This is a genomic window from Enterococcus salsurae (assembly GCF_054784955.1).
Genome location: NZ_BAAHWY010000001.1, coordinates 710,412 through 735,602 on the forward strand (window position 1 = coordinate 710,412; position 25,191 = coordinate 735,602).

The window sequence follows — 25,191 nt, forward strand, 5'->3', positions numbered from 1 at the left end:
CGGTCTGGCTTTTTCATGTGAACTACTACTGAAAAACATGGTCAAGTCTAGGATAACTTCTTCTTCACCAAAATCTGATCTCCCACCATGACTTCAGGTGGGCAATCTGGTTCGATGACTACTGAGCCAGGGAGGTCAGCGCATCAAAAACTCAATTGGCTATCAGACCTTTCAATCTAGATCCGCCCCATTGGATGAAATGACCTTCTGGTACCATGCAAAGGATTTTTTCTTCTTCCGATTGTATGTCCCTTGTCCGTAGTCATCGGCATCGACATAGATAAATCCGTAACGCTTGCTCATCTGGGAGGTCGATGCACTGACAATATCGATACATCCCCAAGAAGTATACCCCATCAAATCAACGCCTTCTTTTAACGCCAAATTGATTTGTTCAAAGTGTGCTTTAAAGTAATCAATCCGGTATTGGTCGTTGATTTCTCCATGGGCATCCGGTGTATCTATGGCGCCAATGCCGTTTTCAACCACAAACAGTGGGAGGCGGTAGCGGTCATATAGGGAGATCAGCGAAGTTCTCAATCCGATTGGATCCACTTGCCAACCCCATTCCGTCATAGGCAAATAAGGATTTTTGACACCTGTGGCAATGTTGCCGCTGACTTTTTCTCTTTGGTCTGCATCTTTTGAAACCACCAAAGACATATAGTAACTAAATGATAAGAAGTCCACAGTGTACAACTTGATCGTTGCCAAGTCCCAATTCTCCATCTGGATTTCTATCCCTTTTTCTTTCCATTCATTTAGGATCCATTGGGGATAAGCGCCCCACACCTGAACATCTGAATAAAGATGATTCTCCCGATTGGCTTTCTCCGCTAAAGCCACATTCTCAGGGTGACAGTTTTCGGGATAGGTCATCAATTTGGTCACCATTGCGCCAATCTGCGCTTGAGGATTGGATTTACGGCAATACTTCGTTGCCAAAGCGCTGGCAACAAACTGATGGTGTAATGCTTGATAAATAGCGGCTTCAGCACTGGCTTTGTCTGGATAGCGCTCTTCTACAACCCCAATAGTTGTAAAAGGGTGCCTAAAGACACTGTCAATTTCATTAAAGGTCAGCCAGTAGGTCACCAATGACTTGTATTCTTCAAAAACTACGCGACAAAACTTTGCAAAGAAATCGACGACTTCACGTGAGACCCATCCTTGATAATGGGTAACCAAATGCAGCGGCATTTCATAATGGGATAATGTTACCAGGGGTTCAATGCCATTGTCTCGGAGTTCTGTGAATAGTGCCCGATAATAGTCAAGGCCTGCTTCATTGGGCTGATCTTCATCACCGTTGGGAAAGATGCGTGTCCAAGCGATGGATACCCGCAAAACGTTAAAGCCCATTTCTTTGAACAAGGCGATATCTTCCTCGTATCGATTATAAAAATCAATGCCTCGTCGCTTTGCGTAATTAGCTGTGCCTTTCTCAGCTATCGCTGCTGCAATACTTTGTTCGTCAACATGCCATTGTTGTTGATAATCTTCTACGGATACATCTGGTTTAAAGCGGGCAACATCAGCGACCGACAACCCTTTGCCTTCAATATCCCAAGCGCCTTCTGCTTGGTTGGCTGCAATCGCACCACCCCATAAAAATCCCTCTGGAAAATAATTTTTCGTCATCATTTCTCTCCTTTACTTATAGGTCTCAGGCATCAGCTGACATGGTTCGATTGCTTAAGAAAACAAACGGCAAATAGATCAGCACGCCCAATGCAATCAGGATAACCTGTAGAATCACACCATTGATTCCCCATCCAAGGAAGGCCCCGATAATGATTGGCAAACCAAAGGGGACATCCACGATATTTGATCCAAGGAATCCCCACTGATTGGCCACCAAAACAATCGCCGCCGGTATCCCACTCCCCAAAACAAAAGGGATCGCAAAAATTGGATTCAGTACCAACGGCAGTCCAAATACGACAGGTTCACTAATGCCAAACAAAGAAGGAACTAATCCAATCTTAGCCACAGCCCGAAGGTCATCTTTTTTAGAAAATAAGAGCAATGCAATATTTAAAGATAAAATCAACCCCGCACCGCCAACAACCAAGAATGTGACCCAAGAGCCCATGGTAATGACTTGATCCGGTGTTTGTCCCGCTTCAAAGGCCGCAATGTTGGCTGCCAATGCAGCGATTAGAATCGGATTACGAATCGGCGAGATGACCAGACCACCATGGATGCCCACAAGCCAAAATACTTGCGAGATGACCACTAAGCCGATGATTCCTGCCGGATGTTGCAAAATCCCTTCTAACGGTGCTTGCAAAAATTGGTACAGTGCTTCATTAATATATAATCCTGTTGCCAGTTCAAACAAGCGACCCGCAATTGCAATCACAAATAAAGTAATGAAAATCGGTATCAGCACACTAAAGGATTTGCTAATGGCACTTGGAACGCTTGGCGGCATTTTGATTTGCAGTTTCTCGATTTTGTTCAATTTACAAAAGAACTCGACTGTGATAATCGTTAAAAACATCCCAATGAAGAGCCCCCCAGCATTTAGTGTGGCGACTGGCAAACCAGATGCGAGGCTTTCCACGCCATCCACCATGGTTTCAACGCCTTGTGGTACCACGGCTATATACGCACTGAGAGAAACCACTGCACACATGATGCCATTCTCATTGTTCCTCTCACCGAGAATCCACCCTAAAATAACAATCACAGCCAATGTCATCGTATTCATTGTTGCGAAATTAATCGCAGTGAATGCTGGCTCCAACACAGTTAAAAACTGCAGCGCTGAAAATTGTGCCAAGCCAGTACTCTCACTGGTCAATAATGAATTACCAAGTGTGGCAAATGACCCTACAATAATGAACGGCATCAGTACTGTAAATGTATTTTTGACTACACTTAAGTATTTGTTGTCATCAACTTTCTCCGCAACGATGCTGACACGATCAGCAAAAGTATCAAACGCACTCATGCTTGACCTCCTTCGATCAATTCTTCCGCATGTTTCAGCACAGCTGCGCCATTGCCACGTCCATAATCGACAGCTTTGATCACAGCGACAGGTACAGTGCCATTGATGATTTTCTTGACTTTCCGCATCGTATGTTGGACTTGCGGACCCAATAATAAGACATCAAAATTGCCTAGTTCACGTTCAATCATGCTTTGATCGATCGCCCAAATCTTGTAATCCTTGCCTTGTTCTTTGGCTGCGGATTCCATTTTTGTGACTAAAATACTGGTAGACATCCCTGCAGCGCAGGCTAACATAATTCTCATTGTTTGTGTCCTCCTATGATTTCGTGATTTTTTTATATAAATAAAGCCATTCGGCGGCTTGCTCTGTCGCTGTCATCGCCATGGCTAAATGGTCTTGTGCGTGGATCAATAAAATCGATAAGGCCGTCGCCTCACCTCTGGCCTCTGACTGGATCAAGTCGGTCTGACATTGGTGGGCTTTGTGTAATTCAGTTTTGGCTTCTTCCATAGCTTGTTCGGCTGCAGTGAAGTCGCCTTCTCGTGCTGCTTCTACTGCTAACATCGCGGATGATTTGGCATTGCCCGCATGCAGAATCAATGTGAAGCTGATTTCGACATTTTCCATCGTCTCTCCTCTTTCTATTCCCTATGTGCTATTATTTCTTGAGTCACTGTGCAAACAAACGAATAGAAACCAAAAACTGCCCTTCTTTATCTAGGATCAGAAGATTGATCCCGTTGCTTATTTCAGCGATAGGTGGCACAAGTTGGTGCGATGTGTATATTTTCAAATTATACCTATGCCTTGGTTCAACTATGACTGCCTATTTTCGTGCCACCTATGTGCTTTGCGGTCCCAGTAGTTGGCAGCTGCTGAGACTAGGAAACACGTTGCGGTACTGCGCTGGTACCGAGGGTATACCCATCATTCATTTCAAATCGTCTATCCTTTATCAAACAAAGCAAAAAGGCACTGGACGGGTGTCCAATGCCTGTGAAATAGCGAAATAAGCGTATAGCAGCACGTATTTTTTTCACGAAAAAGGTGGAAAACCACTAGAAATGAATCCGCTTTTTCGGTACAATAAACACGTTGATGCCTACGGGTATCAACTATGGCAACTTGATTGGTCGTCCTTGTAAGGGTTGTGACTAGTCAGGGCTTCGTATAGGTGCGCCAACACCTTACGAAGTGCCTATTTTTTTGGTTTCTATTCGCTTACTAGTTTATCTGAAAGCGGTTTAGGTTTGCAAGGGGAACATTTGAGGTGAGGGGTTTAATAACATGGGGATTGGGGTGCCTATATAAGGGAGGGGTAAAAATAACAAAAAAATCTGCATAGCGGTTGGGCTTTGCAGATTTTGGCTCTATATCATTGGAGTTGATTTTATGAATTGAACATGATTAATTCTGTTAGTAGTGGCTTAGAGTCAAACAGATTCAAGTTTACTATCTAACACGTTATTTTTTATCTCTATCATTTGTTTGAAAATAGCCTCTAAAACATTAACCACAATACTGTTTCCACAAAGTTTCAACATTTTACTTGGCGCAATCATTGAACGATCATTGGTTACTTTAATGTTGGCTTCAATTAATAGATTGTATTGATTTTCAGTAAAACCCATCAATAAGAAAGCTTCTCTAGATGTAATGTTTCTATATTTACTTCCTGGAACTAATTGCTTATCATCTGAATATGTTATTATACCAGAATTAGGATGTCTATCTTGCTTAGTAGTAATTGTTCTTGCTACCACTCTTTCACACACACTATCATCATGAGCTAAAACAACATTTTGTTGATATATTTTCATTCTACTCGGAGTAAATTTAGGTGTACTTTCTATAGCTTCGTTACGATAAACTGGATTTGAATAATCAAGTTTTAAATATTTGTCAAGTGGAGTATTTGAGTCTAATTTTCTTTTGTAGTTTTCAAGATTGTTCTCAAAGAAATATTTTTCTACTTCTAGAGCATCTTCTTTATTAGATGTCAATACCGAAAGCATGTATGTACGTTCTCTTCTTTGAGGAATACCAAAATCATTTGCATTAAGCGTATAAGTTTGATTTACATATCCAATGCCGGACAAAAAATTGCGCCATTCATTAAAATTACCTATATGGTTTTGATTAAGAATTGCCGAAACGTTTTCCATTAGAAGAAATTTTGGCAAAGCTCTCTCTTGTTGCACTAATTCTCCCAGGATTCTCTCCACTTCCCATAACAAACTAGACCTATTTCCAGAACCTTTTTCTATACCACTCTTGTTATGCCACCAATGACTAGATACAGAAAGATCTTGGCAAGGAAAGCTATACGTCAGTAAGTCAATAGATTCTTCCAAATCTTCGGCGTGAATTTGTGTTATATTGCCCAAGTTATTACTTCGTTCAATCGCGCAAAGAATTGATTTTAATTGAATCATATTCATTGTAGATAAAGATTGATATGTAAGGGGGTCTTTACCAGAAGTACTTAAACCGAATTGACTCAATTTTTGCGCTAACGAATCTCTAGTATGATGTCTATACGGACTTAAATCTTGATTACCATGATGCAAAATATCATAAGCAAAGAGTGCACTTATCTCCCATTCAGATGTTGCCGAAATTCTATGCGGAACACCTATATTTCTTAATGCTTGTGTTTGTGATCCGATACCACTAAATGTTTCCACAACGTTTAGCATTTTTTCACCTTCCTTAAAACCAATGATACTATTCTAACATTTATTTAGGCTGGTGAAAATCCAGTAAATAATGCTTGTTGTCTTCTTTATAAACTACTATATCTGTCCTACCATAATTTAACAATTGCTCCCATACTAACGGTTTATTTTCAGAGATATTCAGTCGAGAAAATATATAGTCGTATATTTCTCGGTGGAAATATAATCTTCTTGATTTACCTATAGGAACTTCCCCTTGTAAAACAATACCATCATCTGTTAAAAACTGTAGTGATTCTCCAATAGGAAAGAATTTTTCAAATGAAACACCATTTGGCTGCATTAGATATCCTATAGAATTAAAAAACTTTGCGTTTACCGGAGCATAAAGTTTTGAGTTCTCATATAAAATAGGAATTTTTATTTCTTCAAGAGAGCTTCTATTCAATCTTGACCAAAAAAGTTTATTATTTGTTATCTTTTTTGTTTGGGTTCGGGTTTCAATATTTTTTATTATTGAATTATCTGTTTCAAAGCTATTCACAGTGTTAGCATCTATATTTAGTATGTTTTCATCGTAAAATAAAATATAGTCCTCAATAAAACTATTATTAGCTAAAAGAGAAATATTCTGTTGATTTTCTATCAACCCACTTACATTTTCCTCAGTTATAGTTAACATCTCGTGCCATTCAATAAACCCGTGTGAGGTAAAGTTTGCTGATCCGCAAAACGTAGCAATTACTTTGTCATCATTAAGAAATTGATACAATTTTATGTGGGTTACAGGATTTTCAATTTGATAAAATACTTGAAACTTATCATTTAGCGTCATCAAAGCTATAAACTCCGAATGATTTTCTTTACTTATACCTTGAAGGGACATCCCTAAAAATAAGTCAATAGATAAATGTGGAAAATCATTCATTACTTTTTTAGCAAATTTTGCTGAACCATATCCACTAATAATTCTTAACTTATTCGATAATTTCGCATTCTTTATTATAACGTTCTCGTATAGATTAGTATCAAAAAACTTCACTGTTTAGTTACCTCGATTAGTTTTTCAACATATCCTTGGATGCCCCCAGTAACCAAATATGGAGATACTACTTTTAATCTTGCTGTATGCAACTTTAGTATAGGACGTATACTTTCACGGCCTTTTAGACCATTTAAATAAATTTGTTTAAGTATTTCTTTGTAAACTGGGACATCATAGCCTAATCCTGGGCGTTCCACAAATCCCGCTATAACGTCTGTATCGTTATTTTCAAGTACCTTAAAAGTACTTTCAGAATCACCACACCAAGCTAGTTCAATATACCAAAAAATTCGTTTCATATACAGTCTTCTAGATTCACGGAAGTAATAAGCTTCTCTAAAGCCCCAGCGTGCATGAAGAATGTCAGGAACAACACGTATATTGATAAATCGCCAAACGTCATCATTGCTTAATTGTCTATTAGAAAGTTTATATTCGTTTTTTAATATATTGTATACTTCTATACCAAATGATAAATCAAATTCATACTTGTGATTATCAATTCCACCATCTAACTCTAGTTCAGTAAATACTCTATCTCTAGCATCTAGCAATGCTAAACGTAATTCACGATACTTATTATCTATATCAAAATTTCGTGGATCAATTGTTTCAATTGTCAATTCTCGAAAATCTTTTTCTGCTTGAGATATATTATAAGGTTCTATATTCAATTAAGTACCTCCTATGATAAATTCATCGATTCTAAATATTTATGAAATGAATTCGAAATTTCTGCAGGAGAACGAGTATTTAAATTAAATGATTCAATCCAATAATAAACAACTTTACCAATACTATCATCCTCAGATTCATCTCTTATTTCTTCAAGTGTCAATGGTTCTTCTCCATATAAAACTGATTGCGTAATTATACTCATAGAATTTGCCAATATTTCATTCATTAAGTATGCGTCTACTTTTCCTTTTGCACCCACTAGACTATTATATCTTGGATGTGCTTGATTCAACCTCAATGAAACATATGAGGTATTAAAAGGATCTGCCAAAGGATCATTCCAGTTTGTATCTAGTGACCACAGTGGCGCTCCTGGCTCATTCGTTTCTAATATTGGGAACATTGATCCTGTACCATCAATAGCAATTGTATATGTCAATACAGAGTCCTCTGCTAACTTGCTTCCAACTATATCGGCTTGAAAAAAATTAGACGTTTTTGATGATTTTAAATATAGGAAAAAATCAAAATTTATTTTACCTTTAATGGAATCTTTTTCAAAAATATGATTTAAATAATATGATACATTATTTTGATCAAATTGGTGAAATTCTAACGAAGTTGTAGTTTGAAAATTAGACTCTCTTGAGTATATATGGACGGCTATACCTATGTCATTATTGGGCATTGTTATGCTTTTCTCACCAAAAAAAACAGAAAAATTATTAAATTCAATATTTTGGCTAATCATTAGATTATGCAATTCTGGAGTCCAAGTACCATCTAATTCATTAATATTTACTATGCTGGTTTGTTCATTAATAGGAATTTCTATAGTTGCGTCTTCCAATTCATAATAAATTTCTGGTTGATTAATTTTTAACCCGGCTTCTTCTAATATTTTATCATCAATTAATCGGTACAAAGAAATAGCTGGCATTACTCTTCCCCCTTTCTACCCTCAGATTTTATTTGTCGAACAACTAATTCGGGTTGTAATGTTTTGTCCGATATTTCTAAATGAATAAATCCATATAATTTAATGCCTTGTGTAAACTGAGAATTTACTCGAATTGCACCTTTTAAATTATTTGGAAAAAGCTGAACAGATAGATCTGAAATTTCTCCCCCAGTTAATGAGAAAGGCATTCCATTGATTTGTGTAAAATCCATTTTCCGTATAATGAACGGATATCTAACCTTACCCATATTTCTTATCCAATCTTTTTCATCTATTAATCCTTCTACACTTGAGACATCAAACCTTATATCATATATTCCAGCCTTATGTAAAAATGCTAGAAATTCAACTCGAACTTGAGACTCATTTATTAGTACTGATTTTACAACTTTTATGTCTGATATTTTACTATTCAAAGATACTTTATGTGAACTGTTTCCCCCATTACTTTTTCTTCCATAATTAGCACTTTTACCGAAATTTTCTGGCGGTAATAGTATTTGACCAAACTTTCTTTGGAGTGCAGAAGTCAATGAGTTAGAATCTCTTGGATCCTCTAACGCAAACGTATTAGATATGGCATTAGCTGTATATTTTTGTATTCTTGTTACAAGTGAAATCCTTTTTTGCCCCTCAGTTTTATCAATCCACTTGGCATGATCAGCGTTTTCTGTATCTCTTAAATAACTTTCTAGTGTAGTATACGACTTACTATAGTTATTCTGATAAGATTCCCGTAATAAAGCCTCCCCTGATGGAACAAAAAAAGCTAGTATAAACGTATTATCTGTTAAGTTAACATTCTTAAACCAAGGTGAATCTTCCGTTTCATATTCAATTACCATACCGGGTTTACGCGAATATGCTAAAAGCGCATGTCCTTTTCCTTGTTTATCTTCCAAATCTTCATGATTAACATAAGAAAACGGAGAATAGTTTTGTTCCATCCCAAGTTGAGAAAGAGATAATTTTGCATATGCAACATAACCTATTGCTTGATTAGTAATAGCAAGTGCATCTCTTGGCACAACAATTTTGCTCACTTTTATGGGTGAGTCATTTGACGGCGATACCTTATTTAGTGCAGCATTATAAATTTTATGAAACCATTGGAACGTTTTCTCAAAATTTGACGGATTCAAGCTTTTTCCATTTACTGATGTTAACAGAAAGGACTGCTTATGTTCTCTAGAGTATATTTCATTTAATATACGTGGCCCATACCATCTTTGTATGGCTAGTATGATTGAGTCTTCAATAGAATGCTCCCACCACATCGACTTTTTTTCTCCTTCATCCTTTAAAGGAGAAAATAATTCTCTATTTATAAATGGTATGATAATTGTTGTTCCAGTTTCATTTTCAGTATATCTTGGAATTCCAAAATCGCTTAAAAACACAGATATCTTATCATTATTTGTTATGGGACGTGTATCAAAATGGTTATTATTATCTTTATCTCCCCACCAAGCTAGTCCGAGAGATGAGTCTATTAAAGCATCAGGATTTTTAGGGTCTTCAATTAAGGAGGCAGCTATTCGTTCCTCGTATGTCCCATCGTCTAACTTTACACGGGTGTAATATGCTACTATACCAATACCTATTCGAAAAAAACTAGTTTTTCCTAGTCCCCAAGAACCTCCTTTTCCTTCACCTTCTTGATTCATTGAAAGTCCATAAACTAATTTGTAAAAATTACTCTTATCTAACTCATCTTGGCTAGCATTTCGTTCATCCGTAATTCCTTGAAGACCAATCGTATTTCTATCTTGAATAACAAGTACTGTTTGTTCCGACGTAAACCTTTCGCTAAGTTTCTCCTCAAGCCCTTCAAAATGTTTAGCAACTGAATTTGTATCTATATCATTAGTCAATACATCAATTTTCGTAGCTTCTTGATTTGGTTTTGTAGCATCTAAAGAATTTTGGAAAGACTCTCTAATTACTAAATCTATTAATGGAAGATTATCATTTTGTAAACTTCTTAAAATAGCTTTACCATCTTGTGCAAATTTTTGTCTTGGTAATTTATATATATGCAATTTTCAACCTCTATTCTTCTATCATGTCTTTCATCTCATCATCTTGCGGGAGCCTAACATTCACATATCTAGCTATTTGCGATGTCTTTCTTATGCCCGGAAGACTTAAAAATATTCCAATTATATCAGTTCCTATACGCATACCTCTTTTATCTTGAAGCGAATTATTTCCATCTATCTTATAAATAACTAATTGAGGTACACGATCGAAATTATATTTTTTCCGAATCTTCTTAATATCAGTTCCTTTAAAATTTGCTATTTCTTGTTTAGTAATACCTTTTATATCATATAGTTGATCCGTAGGCGTTCTCAATACACCTATATTATATGATAATTCATCTTCCGATCTATAACTCCGAGTTACACTAGGCACGTTATACCCATGAACTAAACAATCTTCGTTTTCATCAGTACTCTTAGTAATACTTCCTTTAGAACTTACCATAACAGTCCAGTTTTGGTAACCCGATTCTTGAATTACCTCTTGATACCACTCTAATAAGGAAGATACATGTGCGAACTTAGTTCGGTCATTAAAACTAAACGCTGAAAGATAGTCTTGCACTAATTCAAAATCAACGTCTCGCCATATCATTCTAGAATTATCGATAAAAGTATCGTCCATTGATTCTAGAGAATTAAGAAAATTTTTAGTTAGATTCATATTTCTCTTTTGAGTTTCAATATCTTTATCGAATATAGTTGTTTGCCAATTTTCTCCCGTAAAGTCTAGTTCAATTTCTTGTGCTCCTCTCCTTTTATTAGATGAAGTTAATTGAAGAAATTGAAGTGATGGTGTATTTTTCAATCTTGGTGCCCAACTTGACGGTGTATGACCTCTTTCGTCCATATCTTTTATTTCTTGAAATAATTCTTCATTTAATTGTGTTAAGAATCCAAACCTTTCAATAGTCAGACTATTCAACCACACTCTCGGAAACAACTCGTATCCTTTTCTATAACCAAACCATCTTGCCATTTGCATTAGACTATCACCTAGATTTGTTTGTCTACAAAAATAGGTTGTTGTAAGTCCCTTGAGTGTTAATCCTCGTGATAATGTATTTCCACCAATAACGATAAACATGGGTGCAAACGATAATTTTGCCTTTTCTTCTGGATAAGCTAAACGAACTACTTCATCATCAGATTTAGGAATACTTGAGTCGCTATTATCGATAGCTATTTGAAAACCTCTGAAATCATACAAAGGGACATTATCTTCATCTAATTTAGTATACTTACTTAATTCTTCTCCATGTAAAACAATTTCAATTTGCGGTTTCACTTCTGACCACTCTGGATAATTATTAATAGTCTTCGAGGAATAACCTGGCATTCCATCAATAAAACTTTGATATGGAAGCTCTGCTCGTTCATCGCTATAAAGAATTTTTAATTTTTTTAAATAAGCCGGAATATCATTTTTCATCGATTTAATATAGCTTTGTATAGCATTATTTATATTCATATGATGCTGTTTAAGATGACTGGTATGAATTAACATTGAGACTGGTTTTCGGTAATTCATTGCCCTAAGTGCTGCACTTGAAACAAAAAACCAGTCTATTGACCGCTTTAATGAATCTGGAATATCCAACATAGCTTCTTTATGAATCTTGCTTATCATCGCTATTTCTCCAGTTGGGATATCTCGTACATAATTAATATCTACATCACGCTGAGGGTCTTCTAATCCAAAAAGTTTTTTAGCGCCAATATAATCCGCAGGTGAATTTAACTGGAATATGAAATCTGATGGATACAACGTATCTTTTTCACCTGTCGAGAGAATATTAGCGTACGGAGTTGCAGTATAACTAATATAGTTTGAGGCGAGCAACTTATTACTTTCTACTCCATCCACTATATTTAGCATTGCATCATTTATTGAAGTTCTCCACTTCGTTTCTTCATTTGTATTAATACTAGCTTGATCAGCCTCGTCATCAATAATAAGAACTTTTAATTTCTTAACTTTATTTTTATCTTGATATAACCATTTTAAAAGATCTTCCATACGAGATTTATTTTTTAAACAGACAGTAAAATATCGTTCATTTTTATCTAAATGAATATTTTCCCACCGTAATTCATTAGTATTTAACGCTTTTTGAATAGATGGATTTTCGATACGGTGCCATTGAAATTTTTTTGCTGGTTTCTTTAAATCATTAAACATCCGATCTTCAGTTTGCTTTCTAAGGTTTTCGATAATTCCTGAAAATATAATAAAATAATTAAAACCATAATCTGCAGCCATTGATATTAGCCCTGCCATGTTAGCAGTCTTTCCTGATTGTACTTCTCCAACAACCAATCCTTTAACCGGACTTGAATTTATTGTATTATCGTCTAGTTGCTGCAAAATTTCTTGACAAGAAGATTGTATCCCTTCAATTGACTCGCTTGAAAAACCTTCCGCTCTAAGATGCTCTCGATATCCATACCACTGAGAGCTTCTTTCCACCGAAGCTATAGCATTATTTCTTGTTTTTTTTGCAAGTTTTCCTAAATGTTTGATTTTACTTTTTTCTTTTTCACTTTTTACTAAATTCTTCCAATCCTCTTTGCTAAATTCTTCTTCAGGAATTTTAGCTTGCTCCAATTGGACAGACCAATAATATTTTGCGGGAATAGCATAACCTTCGCTAACTATGTCAAAACTTTCTATTTTATCCCATGGATAACCCTCACCTATTTTTTCATGAATAAGATCCTTTAATTTTTGATATCTAGAATCTGAAAAATCCATAAAAAGCACTCCTTTTCTCTATATTGATTTTTTAATAAAACAACTAGAATTCAAGTCAAATATCACCTGATTATTTTTATTATATAAAACTTATTAAATTGACCTATACTTTAATTATATGTTTAACCATTCTTTTTTACTATATAAATATAAAGGAATGTTGGAATTTGTTTTTTTAAATGAACAGTTCATTTAAATCTCCATTCTAGACTTCACACACATAAAAAAGGTATTTGTAATTAACTTATCAAGAATCCTCAAGAAATCCTGACGAGCGGTTACAAATACCTTGTAATTAATTAGTCTTTATCTAACTGTTTTTTCTGATTAAACTGTAACATGCCTTACAATAAGTTACTTTTTTCTTTGCTATATTTTGGTAAATAGTATAACTGTTTCTGATAACCACTCAACTTTAATTTTTGATCCTTCCTTAATATTGGCTGTAGAAAACCATTCTGAAAATCCTTTTAGGTTTCCTGACTCTGAAATATTCTTTGCAAATATTGATCCACTTTTCGAATTACCACTAACTTTAACAATCCCGTTATAAAATCCATCTGAAGAAGTGGCCATGAATTCATTTTTACCAATTCCATTCCCGTCATTATTCACATTATAAATTCTATATCTTATTGCATACTTTTGGGGTATAGGTATATAGCATTCTCCAGCAACCCTTCCTCTCGAATTAGTATTTCTATGTTCTCCCCAAGATACATGTGTTCTTGTCAATTCAACGATAAATGAATCCCCTCTATTAGGCATACATATTCCTTCTATCTTATATTATTTAGACAATTAGTGATTGGACTCCTAATTTACTTATGATTTTCTTTAACCCATCCAATTGCGTCAAAAGGAGGATTCTCAATATCAATCCAAATAAATTCCAATCCAATACTTTCTCTATCTGCATACTTAATTAATCTAATTCCATTTATACCAAGTTCATTTAATCGTTCTCCTGTAAGAGGTTCGTACTCTCTTAATTGAAATATACCTCTCAGAATCCACTCACCCAAAATACCTTGTTCATTAACAGACTGAATACTCTTTCCATTGTCTTGATTAATATAGGCTACTACACGATCTTTGCTTGGAAGAAATTCTAAAATGAACTCTCTCTTGTCCTTAGGCAACGCAAGTTTACTTGAGTTATTTTGGAATGTGCCAATATTCTCACCAAAAAAATCAGGATAACTCATGTGAAAATTTTTAGCATCTGGAATAGGAATATACATTTCACTTACTGGTCGATAAACCATTGAAAACACTTCTTGTTTTATATATTCATTATCTAAAACAAGAATATAGTCTCTTAGCTCTGAACGCAAACCTTTCATTATTTCTTTTTCTTCTGTTGTAGAAAATTTATTTAATAAAATCAATTCTAGCTTATCAGTAATATAGTTCATTTCTATAGCACTTATAATATCACTATATTTTTCTCTAAAATTTTGTATTCTCTTTTCTCGATATCCATTTGCTTTTGCTAACTTTGTAGCCCCGTCAAATCCATTGAATCCAGAACTTCTCTCAACCTGCCCTTTTTTGTTTGCAATCATCCAAGACACTGTGGCTTCGACTTTTCTTTCTTCAGCGATAGTTTCAATAGTCTGATGAATATTCTCAAAGAAAGAAAACGCATCTTCTACATAATTAACGTTCCAAGTATCTACAATGATATCTTTATTTTGAAAATTCATAAATAGTTGTGAATCTGCATCTGCATATTTATATGTGTGATGGCCATCCGTAAACTTAAAATTTGCAGAGTGTTTTAAAGAAGTTGAGCCTAGTATCTTTAAGTTTTCAATATTAATAGGAGTATATTCTATTTCTCCAACAAAAATCTGTGGATGCTCATTTTTTTTAGATGGCATCAATACATGATATAACGCTTCAACGCTTGTATCGTCGGAAGCATCGAAACCTTTGATCAGTTCTTTTGATGATGCAATCCGTTCATTTCTTAGTTTTGCTATCTTCATAGCAATATTTTTATAAAGTTCTTCATTTTCTAGGTCAGCTAAATTTTTATCATTTAATCGCTTAGCATTCTCTCTTGCTTCTCCTAGAGTTCTACGCCAATCTTCAGATACACTACTAGCCTTAAATTGAGCTATTTTTTGATCACCGGAATGAATACCAAAAGACTTTATTCCTATTAAATATTTATGTTTTTCATCTATCTGTAAGGAAGCATCATAACTAGTATTTGCTATATCTTCTCCAATTGCACCAAATGCACGCTGGAATGCAGTTTCTTGAAATTTAGAGTTAACAATTGGCGCAACCGCTTCCGAAATATTTTCAGATTCATATTGGCTCTCACTTTTTTGCGAAAATGATTCACTTAAACTCGCAAAATTTGTAATTAACAATCTATACTTTTCTTTTTTTTCATGATCTAATTTTTCCCACATAAGATCACCCTCGCCCTATAATAGTTTAGTTATAGTATACCAAAAAAACTGAGGCGTGTAGCGGGCCTCAGCAAAAACAGAGATATTATATTTTATTTCTAACTAAATTTGTAAATAATTATTCATAACTATAAAAATCTAAATACTTGTTCTTCTGGATATTTCGCAAGTAGTCTTCATGGCTTAAAAAGGATATCCCTTGATCGATTGAAAATTGAGCTAATTCTTTTTCACTATTAACTGTAGCTACCAATTCTGATTGTCCTACGAAACGCCCATCCATCACTGTATGCATAATAGAATACTTTCCTTTCGGAATTGCATCATACCTATAGATTCCATGATTAAGTGCCTCATCAATATTATTAGCAATGCGTTCAATCACTGGTACCACGACACTGTTTCCCGCTTGTTTATATAGTTGACCATTCGATATATCAGGTAATTCAAAAGTTTCCGGAAAACCTTGCACATTAAAAGTTTCCTTAGGTGTTAATTTTCTAATTCTTCCATCATCAGTTAAAATAAGTGGAACATTATGTCCTCCAGTTCCCATATTCGCTGTCAACGTTGGTACAACACCCGATTTGTTTTCTCGTACATATTGCCTTCTCCATTGATAAACTGTTTCTTGAGAAATGATAGCTGGTTGTAATTGATCCCAAAAAACGGTTTTATGTTCATCATAATAAAATTTGTCTTCAGCTTTAAGACCAAAGTTTATCACACTATTCAATTTATTCGTTAAATCAATTTTATCTGGAAATTGGAAAGAATCGTATGCATCTTTTGATCTAAAGCCTACAATGTAAATACGCTCGCGATTTTGAGGAACATTCCCGTAATCTTTAGCATTTAGCACTTTCCACTTGATAAAATAATTACTCATAACCAAAGCTTCTCTTATTATTTTAAATGTGTTTCCATGATCATGGGTAACCATATTTTTAACATTTTCAACGAAAATTGCTTCAGGTTTTTGGTTATTAATCACCTTTAGTAATTCGAAAAATAAGTCTCCTCTATCATCTTCAAAACCTTTTCTATACCCAGCAATTGAAAAAGCTTGACACGGAAAACCTCCCATGATGATGTTTGCTTTAGGCACTTCAGATAAATTTTGGGTCACCTCATGAATATCTCGCGAATCTAGGGGAGTATCAGGATGATTTACTTGATAAGTAATACCTGCATTTTTATCAAACTCATTCGCATACACCACTCTGAACTTACCAGTATTTTTAAAACCTAGCTCAATTCCTCCAACACCCGAAAAAAACGCTGCAATTGTACGTTTACTCTTGTCCGAAGAACTTACAGAATTTGTCATGTAGCTCACTCTTTTCTACTTTATTTTTATTGTAACCTAGTTATTTTAGCACACTTGTTCGTATTATGTTGACATATTTCCTATTTTAAAAAATTCTTTTTCTGCTTAATTAAAACAATATCTGAGATTACTCAAAACCATTGCTCTATATAAAAATACTCTAAATTCTCATTATATTTTTTCGAATACACAAAAAATTGAATTATTTCTATAAATCTACTGATGCTTTGCTTACTAATATTTAGGTTGTCAAATTCCACCTCAAATTATCTAACAATATCAATCACATAATTGACTAAGACAGATGACTTTTTCTGTACTTTAGACTGATACCCTTTATTTAATCACCCACCCTCCCCAAATAAGTAGTATTATATAAAAAGAACATACTCGGAGGTAAATTCATGGCACAATTAAATGGACCTTATGGATTAGGCGTGATTTTATATACTTTCTTAAATAGGATTGAAACAAATTCTCCCTACTATATCGTTGCAAAATATATTTTAACGCATATGGAAGATCTTCATGATGTAGCCATAAAAGACCTTGCTGCGAAGACACATGTTTCTACAGCAACAATCAGTCGATTCTGTAAAGAAATCGGCTTGCAGAGTTTTGCTGAGCTTAGGAATTTGATCAATGACCATAAGCGCGCGACAGAGCCACGGTATGATTTTCAAAATACAGAAGATAGCAATTCTTTGGCAGATAGCTATTTAAGTGCAGTACAAAGAGATATTGACTCACTTAAGTCAACACTAGACTTAAATAAATTAAATTCCTTAGTAGATGATATTTATCATTATCAAAATGTAGTCACATTTGGTGCTATGCACATGGAAACAATTTCACTAATGTTGCAAAATAATTTATTTAGATGCAAAAAAATCATAGAAACACGGTTAACACCGAATAAGCAAATTGACTTTGTTGAAGATAGTCAAGAGGACTTATTAGTCATCATCTTTTCTTTATCCGGAAATTATGTTAGAGAATATATATCTACAATTACCCGAAAAGAACACTTGAAAATTTATGTCATCACCATGAATGAGGAAGTAGCAAAGTTAAGATATGTCCAAGAGACCATCTTGTTACCTGATAACGCCAATAGTTTTTCTGCCCACCCCGTTGATTCTCTTCTACTTGTACAATTAATAACTTTAATTTATTACCAAAAATATGTGCAATAAAAACTGATTCCTCACATGTAGGAATCAGTTTTTATTTTCAGAATTTGAAAATAAGGATTGAGTGATGAATAAATCAAGTATACTTTCGTTGGGAAATCGGTTTCATCATTATATTGGAGGTTTAGAAATGGATTACAAAAAAACAGGGTCAGAAATTTTGGAAGCAGTTGGTGGAAAACAGAATATATCAGATTTATCCCACTGCGCAACAAGACTAAGATTTGTATTAAAAGATAGCACGATCCCTCAAGACAAAGCAGTCGAAAAAATTGACGGTGTTAAAGGAATCTCGCGCACATCTGGACAATATCAAATCATTATCGGTACAGATGTACCTGAAGCATACGCAGCAATCACTGACGTGTTAGGCTCAGAATTTGAAACGGATACATCTGAACACAACCAATCAACAGAAGGCTGGTTTAACCGTGTTCTAGGTATTATATCTGGATCAATTACGCCTATGATCCCTGCCTTAACTGGTGCTGGATTATTGAAAGCATTTTTGGCATTATTTGTGAACTTGAAATGGATTAGCAATACATCAGATACTTATGTCCTATTGAATTTTGTTGCAGATGCAGCCTTTTACTTTATGCCTATTATTGTTGCTTATGGTGCTGCGAAAAAATTCAAAACCAATCAAGTATTAGCGATGGTGGTTGCGGCGGCTTTGATTCATCCGACTTTCACGGGCATTGTGGCAGAATGCACCCCACTCACGTTCATGGGTATGCCAGTCACATTGGTGAGCTACGGTAGTACAATCATACCTGCTTTGTTGTCTACTTGGCTTATGTCTTATGTAGAGAAAATCAGTGATAAGATCATTCCGAACTTTTTGAAATATTTCTTAAAACCACTTGTGGTAATTGCTGTTACAGCAACGATTACTTTGCTTGTTTTAGCTCCTTTAGGCAACTTAATTGGGAATGTTGTCGCAAATTTCATAGAAGGATTAAATGCATATGGATCATGGATTGTTCCAACTGTTATCGGTGGTTTATTCCCACTATTGGTTATGACAGGTATGCACTGGAGTTTGGCTCCATTCTGGTTATCTTCTATTGCACAAACTGGCTCCGAAACATTATTAGGGCCTGGTTCTTTAGCATCAAATATTGCTCAAGGAGCAGCTTCACTAGTTGTTGCAATTAAGACAAAAAATCCCGAGCAAAAATCAATTGCTAGTTCAGCTGGATTTACTGCGCTTCTAGGTATTACTGAACCTGCGATGTTCGGTGTAACAATCAAACAAAAAAGCATTCTATTTTCTGTAATGGCTGGTGGACTTATTGGTGGCGCATATGCCGGTTTTTCTGGATTAGTACGATACTCAGCAGGAGGTGCAGGCATTGCATTGCTCCCGGTATTTGTTGGAGAAAATCCGATGAACTTGATTCATGCATTGATCACCATGGTGATTTCTTTTGTAGCGACCTTTATTATTACGTATATTTGGGGATTTAAACCTGAAGAAATATTGGCTACAAAAACAAACATTGACTCTCCATTAAATGGTACTGTTATTGATTTATCAGATGTCTCTGATGAAGTATTTTCTCAAAAAATAATGGGCGAAGGATTTGCCATTCAACCAACAGATGGGCATTTGGTTTCACCAATAGATGGAGAAGTCTCGATGCTTTTTGATACGAAACATGCGATTGGTTTAACTTCTGAAAATGGGCTTGACCTATTAATTCATATTGGTATCGATACAATCAATTTAAAAGGTCAATTTTTCGAAGCATTAGTAACGCAAGGTAGCGTGGTGAAGAAAGGTCAACCGTTGATTGATTTTGATTTAGAAAAAATTATTGCAGCTGGTTATGATCCTACAACAATGGTCATCCTTACAAAACCAGTAAAAGAAATGACTACTGCATCCCTTGGTAACAAAATGAAAACTGAGTTTGTTTTATCAGTTGAACAATAGGAGTAAATAAATGAATAAACGATTTCCAAAAGATTTTTTATGGGGTGGCGCTACAGCGGCCAATCAAATGGAAGGTGCATGGAATGTTGATGGAAAAGGAATGTCAGTTGCTGACATCTGCCTGTTCAAACCAAACGTTGACAAAAAAAATATGAGTCAACATTGGTCGATCACCTCTGATGATATTGCGAAAGCACGTCAGTCCGAAGACACCACATACTACTCAAAACGCCACGGTATCGATTTTTATACCAATTACAAAGAAGATATCAAACTATTTTCTGAAATGGGATTCAAAGTTTATCGAATGTCCATCGCTTGGTCCCGTATTTTCCCGAACGGTGATGAACTTGTCCCAAATGAAGCCGGATTACAGTTCTATGATGATGTATTTGATGAGTTAGCAAAATATGGTATTGAACCACTTGTGACGATGAGTCATTACGAACAGCCATTGAATCTCACTGAATCCTACAATGGCTGGGCATCCAGAGAAGCCATTGATTTTTTTACGAGATATGTTGAAACAATTTGTTCAAGGTATAAACATAAAGTCAAATATTGGATCACTTTCAACGAAATTGATAGCATTATTCGACATCCATTTATGTCTGGTGGTCTATTGCGCGATCATTTCTCAAGTGAAGAAAAATATCAACAAGCAATCTATCAGGCAATGCATCATCAATTTGTAGCAAGTGCGCATGCGACTAAAATTTGCCATCAACTCATCCCGGGGTCAAAAGTTGGTTGTATGATTACAAAACAGACTTATTACCCGTTAACTTCAAAACCTGAAGACGTCTTAGCTGCACAGCTTGATGCAAGGAAGTTGTTTGCCTTTTCTGATACACAAGTATTTGGAGAATATCCAGCTTATTTATTGAAAAAGTACGAGAATGAAGGTATCCATTTATCGGTCGAATCTGAAGACTATTTTGTTATGAAAAAATATGCAGTCGATTTCGTTTCGTTTAGCTATTACAGTTCGTCTTGTTCCGCCTACGACAAAGAAGGTTTAGATATCAATGAAGGAAACACTGCAACGACAATTAAAAATCCTTTCTTAAATGCAACAGACTGGGGATGGCAAATTGATCCTTTGGGTATGCGTATTTCTTTAATCGAATTATATGACCGCTATAGAAAGCCGCTTTTTGTTGTAGAGAACGGTCTAGGTGCAAAGGACAAGTTGGTTAACGGTGAAATTAAAGATGATTATCGTATTCAATATATGAACGATCATATCATGCAAATTTCTCATGCAATCAATCAAGACGGCGTTGATGTGATGGGGTATACCTCTTGGGGATGTATCGATCTTATCTCCAATTCCACGAATCAAATGGAAAAGAGATATGGTTTTATCTATGTTGACCTAGATGACTTTGGAAATGGAACCTATCGTCGATACAAAAAAGCTTCATTTGATTGGTATAAAGAAGTCATTGCTTCAAATGGAAATACATTAACAGATACTATGAAACAATAAGGAAGGATATTTGAATGAATATACTTGTTGCGATCGATTCATTTAAAGGTAGTGCCACTTCTGAAGAAATGAACCTTGCCATAGCAGATGGCATCAAAGAAATCGATGCTCAAACAACCATCCAGTCTTACTCAGTCGCCGATGGTGGCGAAGGAACCTTGGCAGCTTTCTATGAAAATAGGCGTGGCGAATGTCTTACTATAGATACAATCGATTTATTTCAGAGAAGGATAACAGCTAAATATGTTCTTGTTGATTCGCATACGGTTGTGGTGGAAGTTGCTGAAGCTGCTGGTATTCACCAATTAGATACTCATTTAGACACAAAAAATGCGAGCTCATATGGATTTGGAAAAATGATTCTAGCAATTCTAAAGAAGCATCCCTTGGTGGACAAATGTATTGTTGGCTTAGGTGGGAGTGGGATAAATGATGCTGGTATCGGCATGATGCAAGCATTTGGTGTTTCATTCAAAAATAAGAACAACAAAGAAATAGTACCTGGTGTTTCTGAAATAGCTGATATTTTAACGATTTCTACGCATGATCTTGATACTAGTATACTGAAAATAGAATTTATATTACTGTCAGATGTTTCTAATCCTTTAACCGGACCTACAGGGGCAACACATATGTTTGGGAATCAAAAAGGAGTCGCTGATTTGGTCACAATTGATTTGGCTATTGCACACTATGCAAGAATAGTATGTGAATCAACCGGAACAAATTATGCGCTACTTCCGAGTACTGGCGCTTCTGGTGGAATTGGATTTAGTTTTGTCAGCTTTTTAAATAGTCACTTTGTTTCTGGAGCTAATTTTATCATAGACATGCTCCATCTTTCTGAGCACATCCAGTCTGCTGATTTTGTCATTACTGGCGAGGGGAAAATGGACGCACAGTCCGCCTACGGAAAACTCCCTACAGTAATTGCAAAATTAGCTAAATCACAACATAAAAAAGTTATCGCAGTCGTTGGTGATGCAAGTGAAGTAAATACAGCTAATTATGAATCCGGATTTGATTTAATCCTTAACCTGACACGAGGGCCTATGTCATTGAACGATTCCATGCGACAAACACAGAGACTAGCCAAGGAAACTGGTCGTGATATCATGCGGATTGTACATTTAGCGAAATAGCTCAATAAGTATCCAGATAAGCATTGTAACCCCCACATAATAGAAGAAATCCTTCTATTATGTGGGGTTATTTTTATCTTCTGCATCTTCTCCAACAATTTTATTAAGCCTATATTACCTACCAATCTCCCCCTGCGACGAACGTCCGCCAGACTGACAAACGATATAATAAGTTTTATCCTTCTCAAATAAGTCGATTTCTTCAACCAATTTACGCAACGGTCGATTGATGGCATTAAGAATGATTCTATCAAAAAATTGTTGAGGATGACCGATACAAATTTTTATCTTTTTTTTTTCACAAGATATATCCTTTTTCTTTATTTTGACACATAAATTTTTCCATTGGATCAATGATTTAACAACGAGGTATTCCATAAATCCATGTCTTATTAGAGGTCTTTTAAAATTAGTTTGATGCCGAAAAAAGACAATATACATGCCATAATTAAATATCTAGCTGCATTAATACTCATTCTTATATTGTACTCCGTTGTGGGCATATCTTCTAAAGAACGAGGCTCAATAAAGTTATTTAAAAATATTAGTATCAGCACACCAACAACTAATAATAGAATTCCTATTGTTTTTTTCATTAAGAAACCTCCTCAGGTTTATTTATATACAAATTTTTTACTAAATGAAACACCATAAGCTTTTTTTATAGTCCCAGTTCCTTGTTTCCTCCAAATATGAATAGTGATAAACCAAACAATAAACTTAAATACGCCATTTTCATAAATAAAATCTTCCATCCTTGTTTGATGAAACAAATATCTCATGATTTTACTATTTTTATAAGCAATCATTGGTTTACATGGTGTCAATCAGAGCGCGCACATCTTTGATATCACTCTTTACTTGTATGTGTTCTGTTAATTGTGGCGCTACTTCACCTAATACACAAATAAATGTCGTTAGATTTACGAAACTAAAATCATATTCATTACGACAAAATTCAAAGTCTTCCTCTTGAATGCTTACTTGTATCCTAAGTTCTTCTGCTAACTCACATTTAAGCGTGCAAACTCTATTTTCATCTTCTTCGATTTTGTCACTAGGAAATTCCCACAGGTTCACTAATGGCCGCGCCAACTACTTGTATTTCTTTTTCATATATCCCCCTTAACTTGATCGTATTCTTCTTATTAGGATCGCATAAAAGTTCAGATGAGGCAACAAGTGAATTCAGGCTAATTTGTACTATACTGTTATTTTGAATGTAGCTTTAATTCCATTCATAGCACACAAAAAAACATGAGCCATTTACTCGCTCATGTTTTTTATTTACCTACTAATCTCACCCTGCCACTCAGACATCCCACCTAAAACATTCACCACTCGAATGCCTTGACTACTCAAATAACTACAAGCCTGCGACGAACGCCCGCCAGACTGGTAAACGATATAATACGTTACTTCTCTTCTACAGAAAAATGTCTTCTTTTAGACATACGAAAACTCCCTATAAAATAGATTGGGAATTTTTGTTTTTTCCTTGTCTACTTTATAGGGAACATATTCAATACCAGCATTCTTATCTTTTGTTTAATTAATAATTTTTAAACTCATTTATCTTTAAAAAAAAGTTTAATCCCTATTGCAGACAATATTAAAGATAATCCAGTAAAGCGTATAGCATTCACTATTCCTGTAGAATCAACAGTATCAGATTCAGGGAAAATTATTTTTGGTAAAATAATTAAAATCAAAAGTGAAAAAAGAACTAAAACAATACCAATCTTTTTCATATTACCACCATAAATTAGAAGATTTACCTCTGCCAAAACCGTTCACAAATGAATCATGCGAATTGAAAGTTTTGTACTTTGTTCCAGAAGCATTCTCAACCATTACCTTTCCATCTTTTCTTGTATACGCATTCTGTGAATAACCTTGTGTATTAGTCCGAATAAAACCATTTTGTTTTACAGTCTTAATTTTCTTACCACTACCATTATCATAAACATCATAAGTATACTCGTTCACATATCCCCATATAGCAGCGGTGAAGTATGCGTGACTGGCTTTCGTTTGAGTTCCGACTATCTTCTCATTAGAAGGTCCACTACGTGTCATAGATGTACTATAACTAAAAGAGGTACTTAATTTTACACCTTTAATCTCAGCATTTATTCCAAATGAAAAAGAAACAGATTTAGACTTAGAAGTTTTAGCATCCAATTTTTGTACATATTGGGTTGCAACAACTTGATCCGTAGTTAATTTTCTTGTTTTTACTAATTTCCAAGTCTGTCCGGTTGCGCTTCTCAACATTGGGTTTGAACTATTATTTGAAGCAATTTAATCACCTAAAGCTTGTTCTTGTTCTAATATCTCTTGATCAGTCAATTTTTCTTCTACATATGGATTAATTGCTTCTGAATCTACTTCTGTATCTACTTCTGTATCTACATTTTCAAAAACTTCTTCTCCATACACAGTTACAGGTACTGACAATCCCAAAAACATCATAGAAACTAAACATAACGAAATAAGTTTGTTCATTAACAACTCCCCTTACCCTTTATTAATT

General features: G+C 35.1%; 23 protein-coding genes. 4 read left to right on the forward strand and 19 right to left on the reverse strand.

Annotated elements, in window-relative coordinates; genetic code table 11:
* Positions 1–171: 171 nt before the first annotated feature.
* The 13 genes from ACYVRS_RS03505 to ACYVRS_RS03565 all read right to left on the reverse strand — a co-directional run bounded on the left by ACYVRS_RS03505 (position 172) and on the right by ACYVRS_RS03565 (position 16,886).
* Positions 172–1,641, reverse strand: a complete 1,470-nt coding sequence (locus ACYVRS_RS03505) for a glycoside hydrolase family 1 protein (RefSeq protein WP_461202521.1) — start codon at positions 1,639–1,641, stop codon at positions 172–174.
* Positions 1,642–1,666: 25 nt separating this feature from the next.
* Entirely contained in the window at positions 1,667–2,959 is a 1,293-nt protein-coding gene (locus ACYVRS_RS03510; RefSeq protein WP_313540824.1) for a PTS sugar transporter subunit IIC, read from the reverse strand.
* Positions 2,956–3,267, reverse strand: coding sequence for a PTS sugar transporter subunit IIB (locus ACYVRS_RS03515; protein ID WP_461202524.1), 312 nt, complete (start codon positions 3,265–3,267; stop codon positions 2,956–2,958). The genes ACYVRS_RS03510 and ACYVRS_RS03515 overlap by 4 nt, the downstream gene beginning before the upstream one ends.
* Positions 3,268–3,280: 13 nt before the next feature.
* Positions 3,281–3,592, reverse strand: a complete 312-nt coding sequence (locus ACYVRS_RS03520; RefSeq protein WP_313540821.1) for a PTS lactose/cellobiose transporter subunit IIA — start codon at positions 3,590–3,592, stop codon at positions 3,281–3,283.
* Between the two features lie 806 nt (positions 3,593–4,398).
* Complete coding sequence (gene dcm, locus ACYVRS_RS03525; RefSeq protein WP_461202526.1) at positions 4,399–5,664, reverse strand: DNA (cytosine-5-)-methyltransferase; 1,266 nt, start codon at positions 5,662–5,664, stop codon at positions 4,399–4,401.
* 40 nt (positions 5,665–5,704) lie between these two features.
* Positions 5,705–6,685 carry a phospholipase D family protein gene (locus ACYVRS_RS03530; RefSeq protein ID WP_461202528.1) on the reverse strand — a complete coding sequence of 327 codons (981 nt, stop codon included), beginning with the start codon at positions 6,683–6,685 and terminating at the stop codon, positions 5,705–5,707.
* Entirely contained in the window at positions 6,682–7,362 is a 681-nt protein-coding gene (locus tag ACYVRS_RS03535; protein WP_461202530.1) for a DUF6339 family protein, read from the reverse strand. Before ACYVRS_RS03535 ends, ACYVRS_RS03530 begins: the two co-directional genes overlap by 4 nt.
* Before the next feature lie 11 nt (positions 7,363–7,373).
* The gene (locus ACYVRS_RS03540) at positions 7,374–8,306 is read right to left on the reverse strand and encodes a hypothetical protein (protein ID WP_461202532.1); all 933 of its coding nucleotides are present in this window, start codon (positions 8,304–8,306) and stop codon (positions 7,374–7,376) included.
* Complete coding sequence (locus tag ACYVRS_RS03545) at positions 8,306–10,369, reverse strand: hypothetical protein (RefSeq protein WP_461202534.1); 2,064 nt, start codon at positions 10,367–10,369, stop codon at positions 8,306–8,308. The genes ACYVRS_RS03540 and ACYVRS_RS03545 overlap by 1 nt, the downstream gene beginning before the upstream one ends.
* Positions 10,370–10,379: 10 nt before the next feature.
* Complete coding sequence (locus ACYVRS_RS03550) at positions 10,380–13,127, reverse strand: Z1 domain-containing protein (protein WP_461202536.1); 2,748 nt, start codon at positions 13,125–13,127, stop codon at positions 10,380–10,382.
* A 369-nt stretch (positions 13,128–13,496) separates the two neighbouring features.
* Positions 13,497–13,895: a hypothetical protein gene (locus tag ACYVRS_RS03555; protein ID WP_461202538.1), complete on the reverse strand. Its 399-nt coding sequence runs from the start codon at positions 13,893–13,895 to the stop codon at positions 13,497–13,499.
* A gap of 53 nt (positions 13,896–13,948) precedes the next feature.
* A complete protein-coding gene (locus tag ACYVRS_RS03560) occupies positions 13,949–15,556 on the reverse strand; it encodes a hypothetical protein (protein ID WP_461202540.1) in 1,608 nt (535 codons plus the stop codon).
* A 118-nt stretch (positions 15,557–15,674) separates the two neighbouring features.
* On the reverse strand, positions 15,675–16,886 hold the full coding sequence (locus ACYVRS_RS03565; protein ID WP_461202542.1) for a DNA cytosine methyltransferase: 1,212 nt from the start codon (positions 16,884–16,886) through the stop codon (positions 15,675–15,677).
* A 404-nt stretch (positions 16,887–17,290) separates the two neighbouring features.
* On the opposite strand from ACYVRS_RS03565, the gene ACYVRS_RS03570 reads away from it, so the two are divergent.
* The 4 genes from ACYVRS_RS03570 to ACYVRS_RS03585 all read left to right on the forward strand — a co-directional run bounded on the left by ACYVRS_RS03570 (position 17,291) and on the right by ACYVRS_RS03585 (position 22,655).
* On the forward strand, positions 17,291–18,082 hold the full coding sequence (locus tag ACYVRS_RS03570) for a MurR/RpiR family transcriptional regulator (protein WP_461199155.1): 792 nt from the start codon (positions 17,291–17,293) through the stop codon (positions 18,080–18,082).
* 127 nt (positions 18,083–18,209) lie between these two features.
* Positions 18,210–20,021 (forward strand): beta-glucoside-specific PTS transporter subunit IIABC, encoded by a 1,812-nt coding sequence (locus ACYVRS_RS03575; RefSeq protein ID WP_461202544.1) that lies wholly within the window; start codon positions 18,210–18,212, stop codon positions 20,019–20,021.
* Positions 20,022–20,031: 10 nt separating this feature from the next.
* Entirely contained in the window at positions 20,032–21,513 is a 1,482-nt protein-coding gene (locus ACYVRS_RS03580; RefSeq protein WP_461199153.1) for a glycoside hydrolase family 1 protein, read from the forward strand.
* A gap of 14 nt (positions 21,514–21,527) precedes the next feature.
* Positions 21,528–22,655 carry a glycerate kinase gene (locus ACYVRS_RS03585; RefSeq protein WP_461202546.1) on the forward strand — a complete coding sequence of 376 codons (1,128 nt, stop codon included), beginning with the start codon at positions 21,528–21,530 and terminating at the stop codon, positions 22,653–22,655.
* Positions 22,656–22,769: 114 nt separating this feature from the next.
* On the opposite strand, the gene ACYVRS_RS03590 is transcribed toward ACYVRS_RS03585, so the two are convergent.
* The 6 genes from ACYVRS_RS03590 to ACYVRS_RS03615 form a co-directional block, all read right to left on the reverse strand.
* On the reverse strand, positions 22,770–23,033 hold the full coding sequence (locus tag ACYVRS_RS03590; RefSeq protein ID WP_461199150.1) for a rhodanese-like domain-containing protein: 264 nt from the start codon (positions 23,031–23,033) through the stop codon (positions 22,770–22,772).
* Between the two features lie 14 nt (positions 23,034–23,047).
* Entirely contained in the window at positions 23,048–23,251 is a 204-nt protein-coding gene (locus tag ACYVRS_RS03595; protein ID WP_461199148.1) for a hypothetical protein, read from the reverse strand.
* 217 nt (positions 23,252–23,468) lie between these two features.
* Positions 23,469–23,735 carry an NUDIX hydrolase gene (locus ACYVRS_RS03600; protein ID WP_461199146.1) on the reverse strand — a complete coding sequence of 89 codons (267 nt, stop codon included), beginning with the start codon at positions 23,733–23,735 and terminating at the stop codon, positions 23,469–23,471.
* A gap of 488 nt (positions 23,736–24,223) precedes the next feature.
* On the reverse strand, positions 24,224–24,406 hold the full coding sequence (locus ACYVRS_RS03605; protein ID WP_312542937.1) for a hypothetical protein: 183 nt from the start codon (positions 24,404–24,406) through the stop codon (positions 24,224–24,226).
* Position 24,407: 1 nt separating this feature from the next.
* Positions 24,408–24,932, reverse strand: a complete 525-nt coding sequence (locus ACYVRS_RS03610) for a hypothetical protein (RefSeq protein ID WP_461202548.1) — start codon at positions 24,930–24,932, stop codon at positions 24,408–24,410.
* A 27-nt stretch (positions 24,933–24,959) separates the two neighbouring features.
* The gene (locus tag ACYVRS_RS03615; protein ID WP_461202549.1) at positions 24,960–25,163 is read right to left on the reverse strand and encodes a hypothetical protein; all 204 of its coding nucleotides are present in this window, start codon (positions 25,161–25,163) and stop codon (positions 24,960–24,962) included.
* Positions 25,164–25,191: the final 28 nt, after the last annotated feature.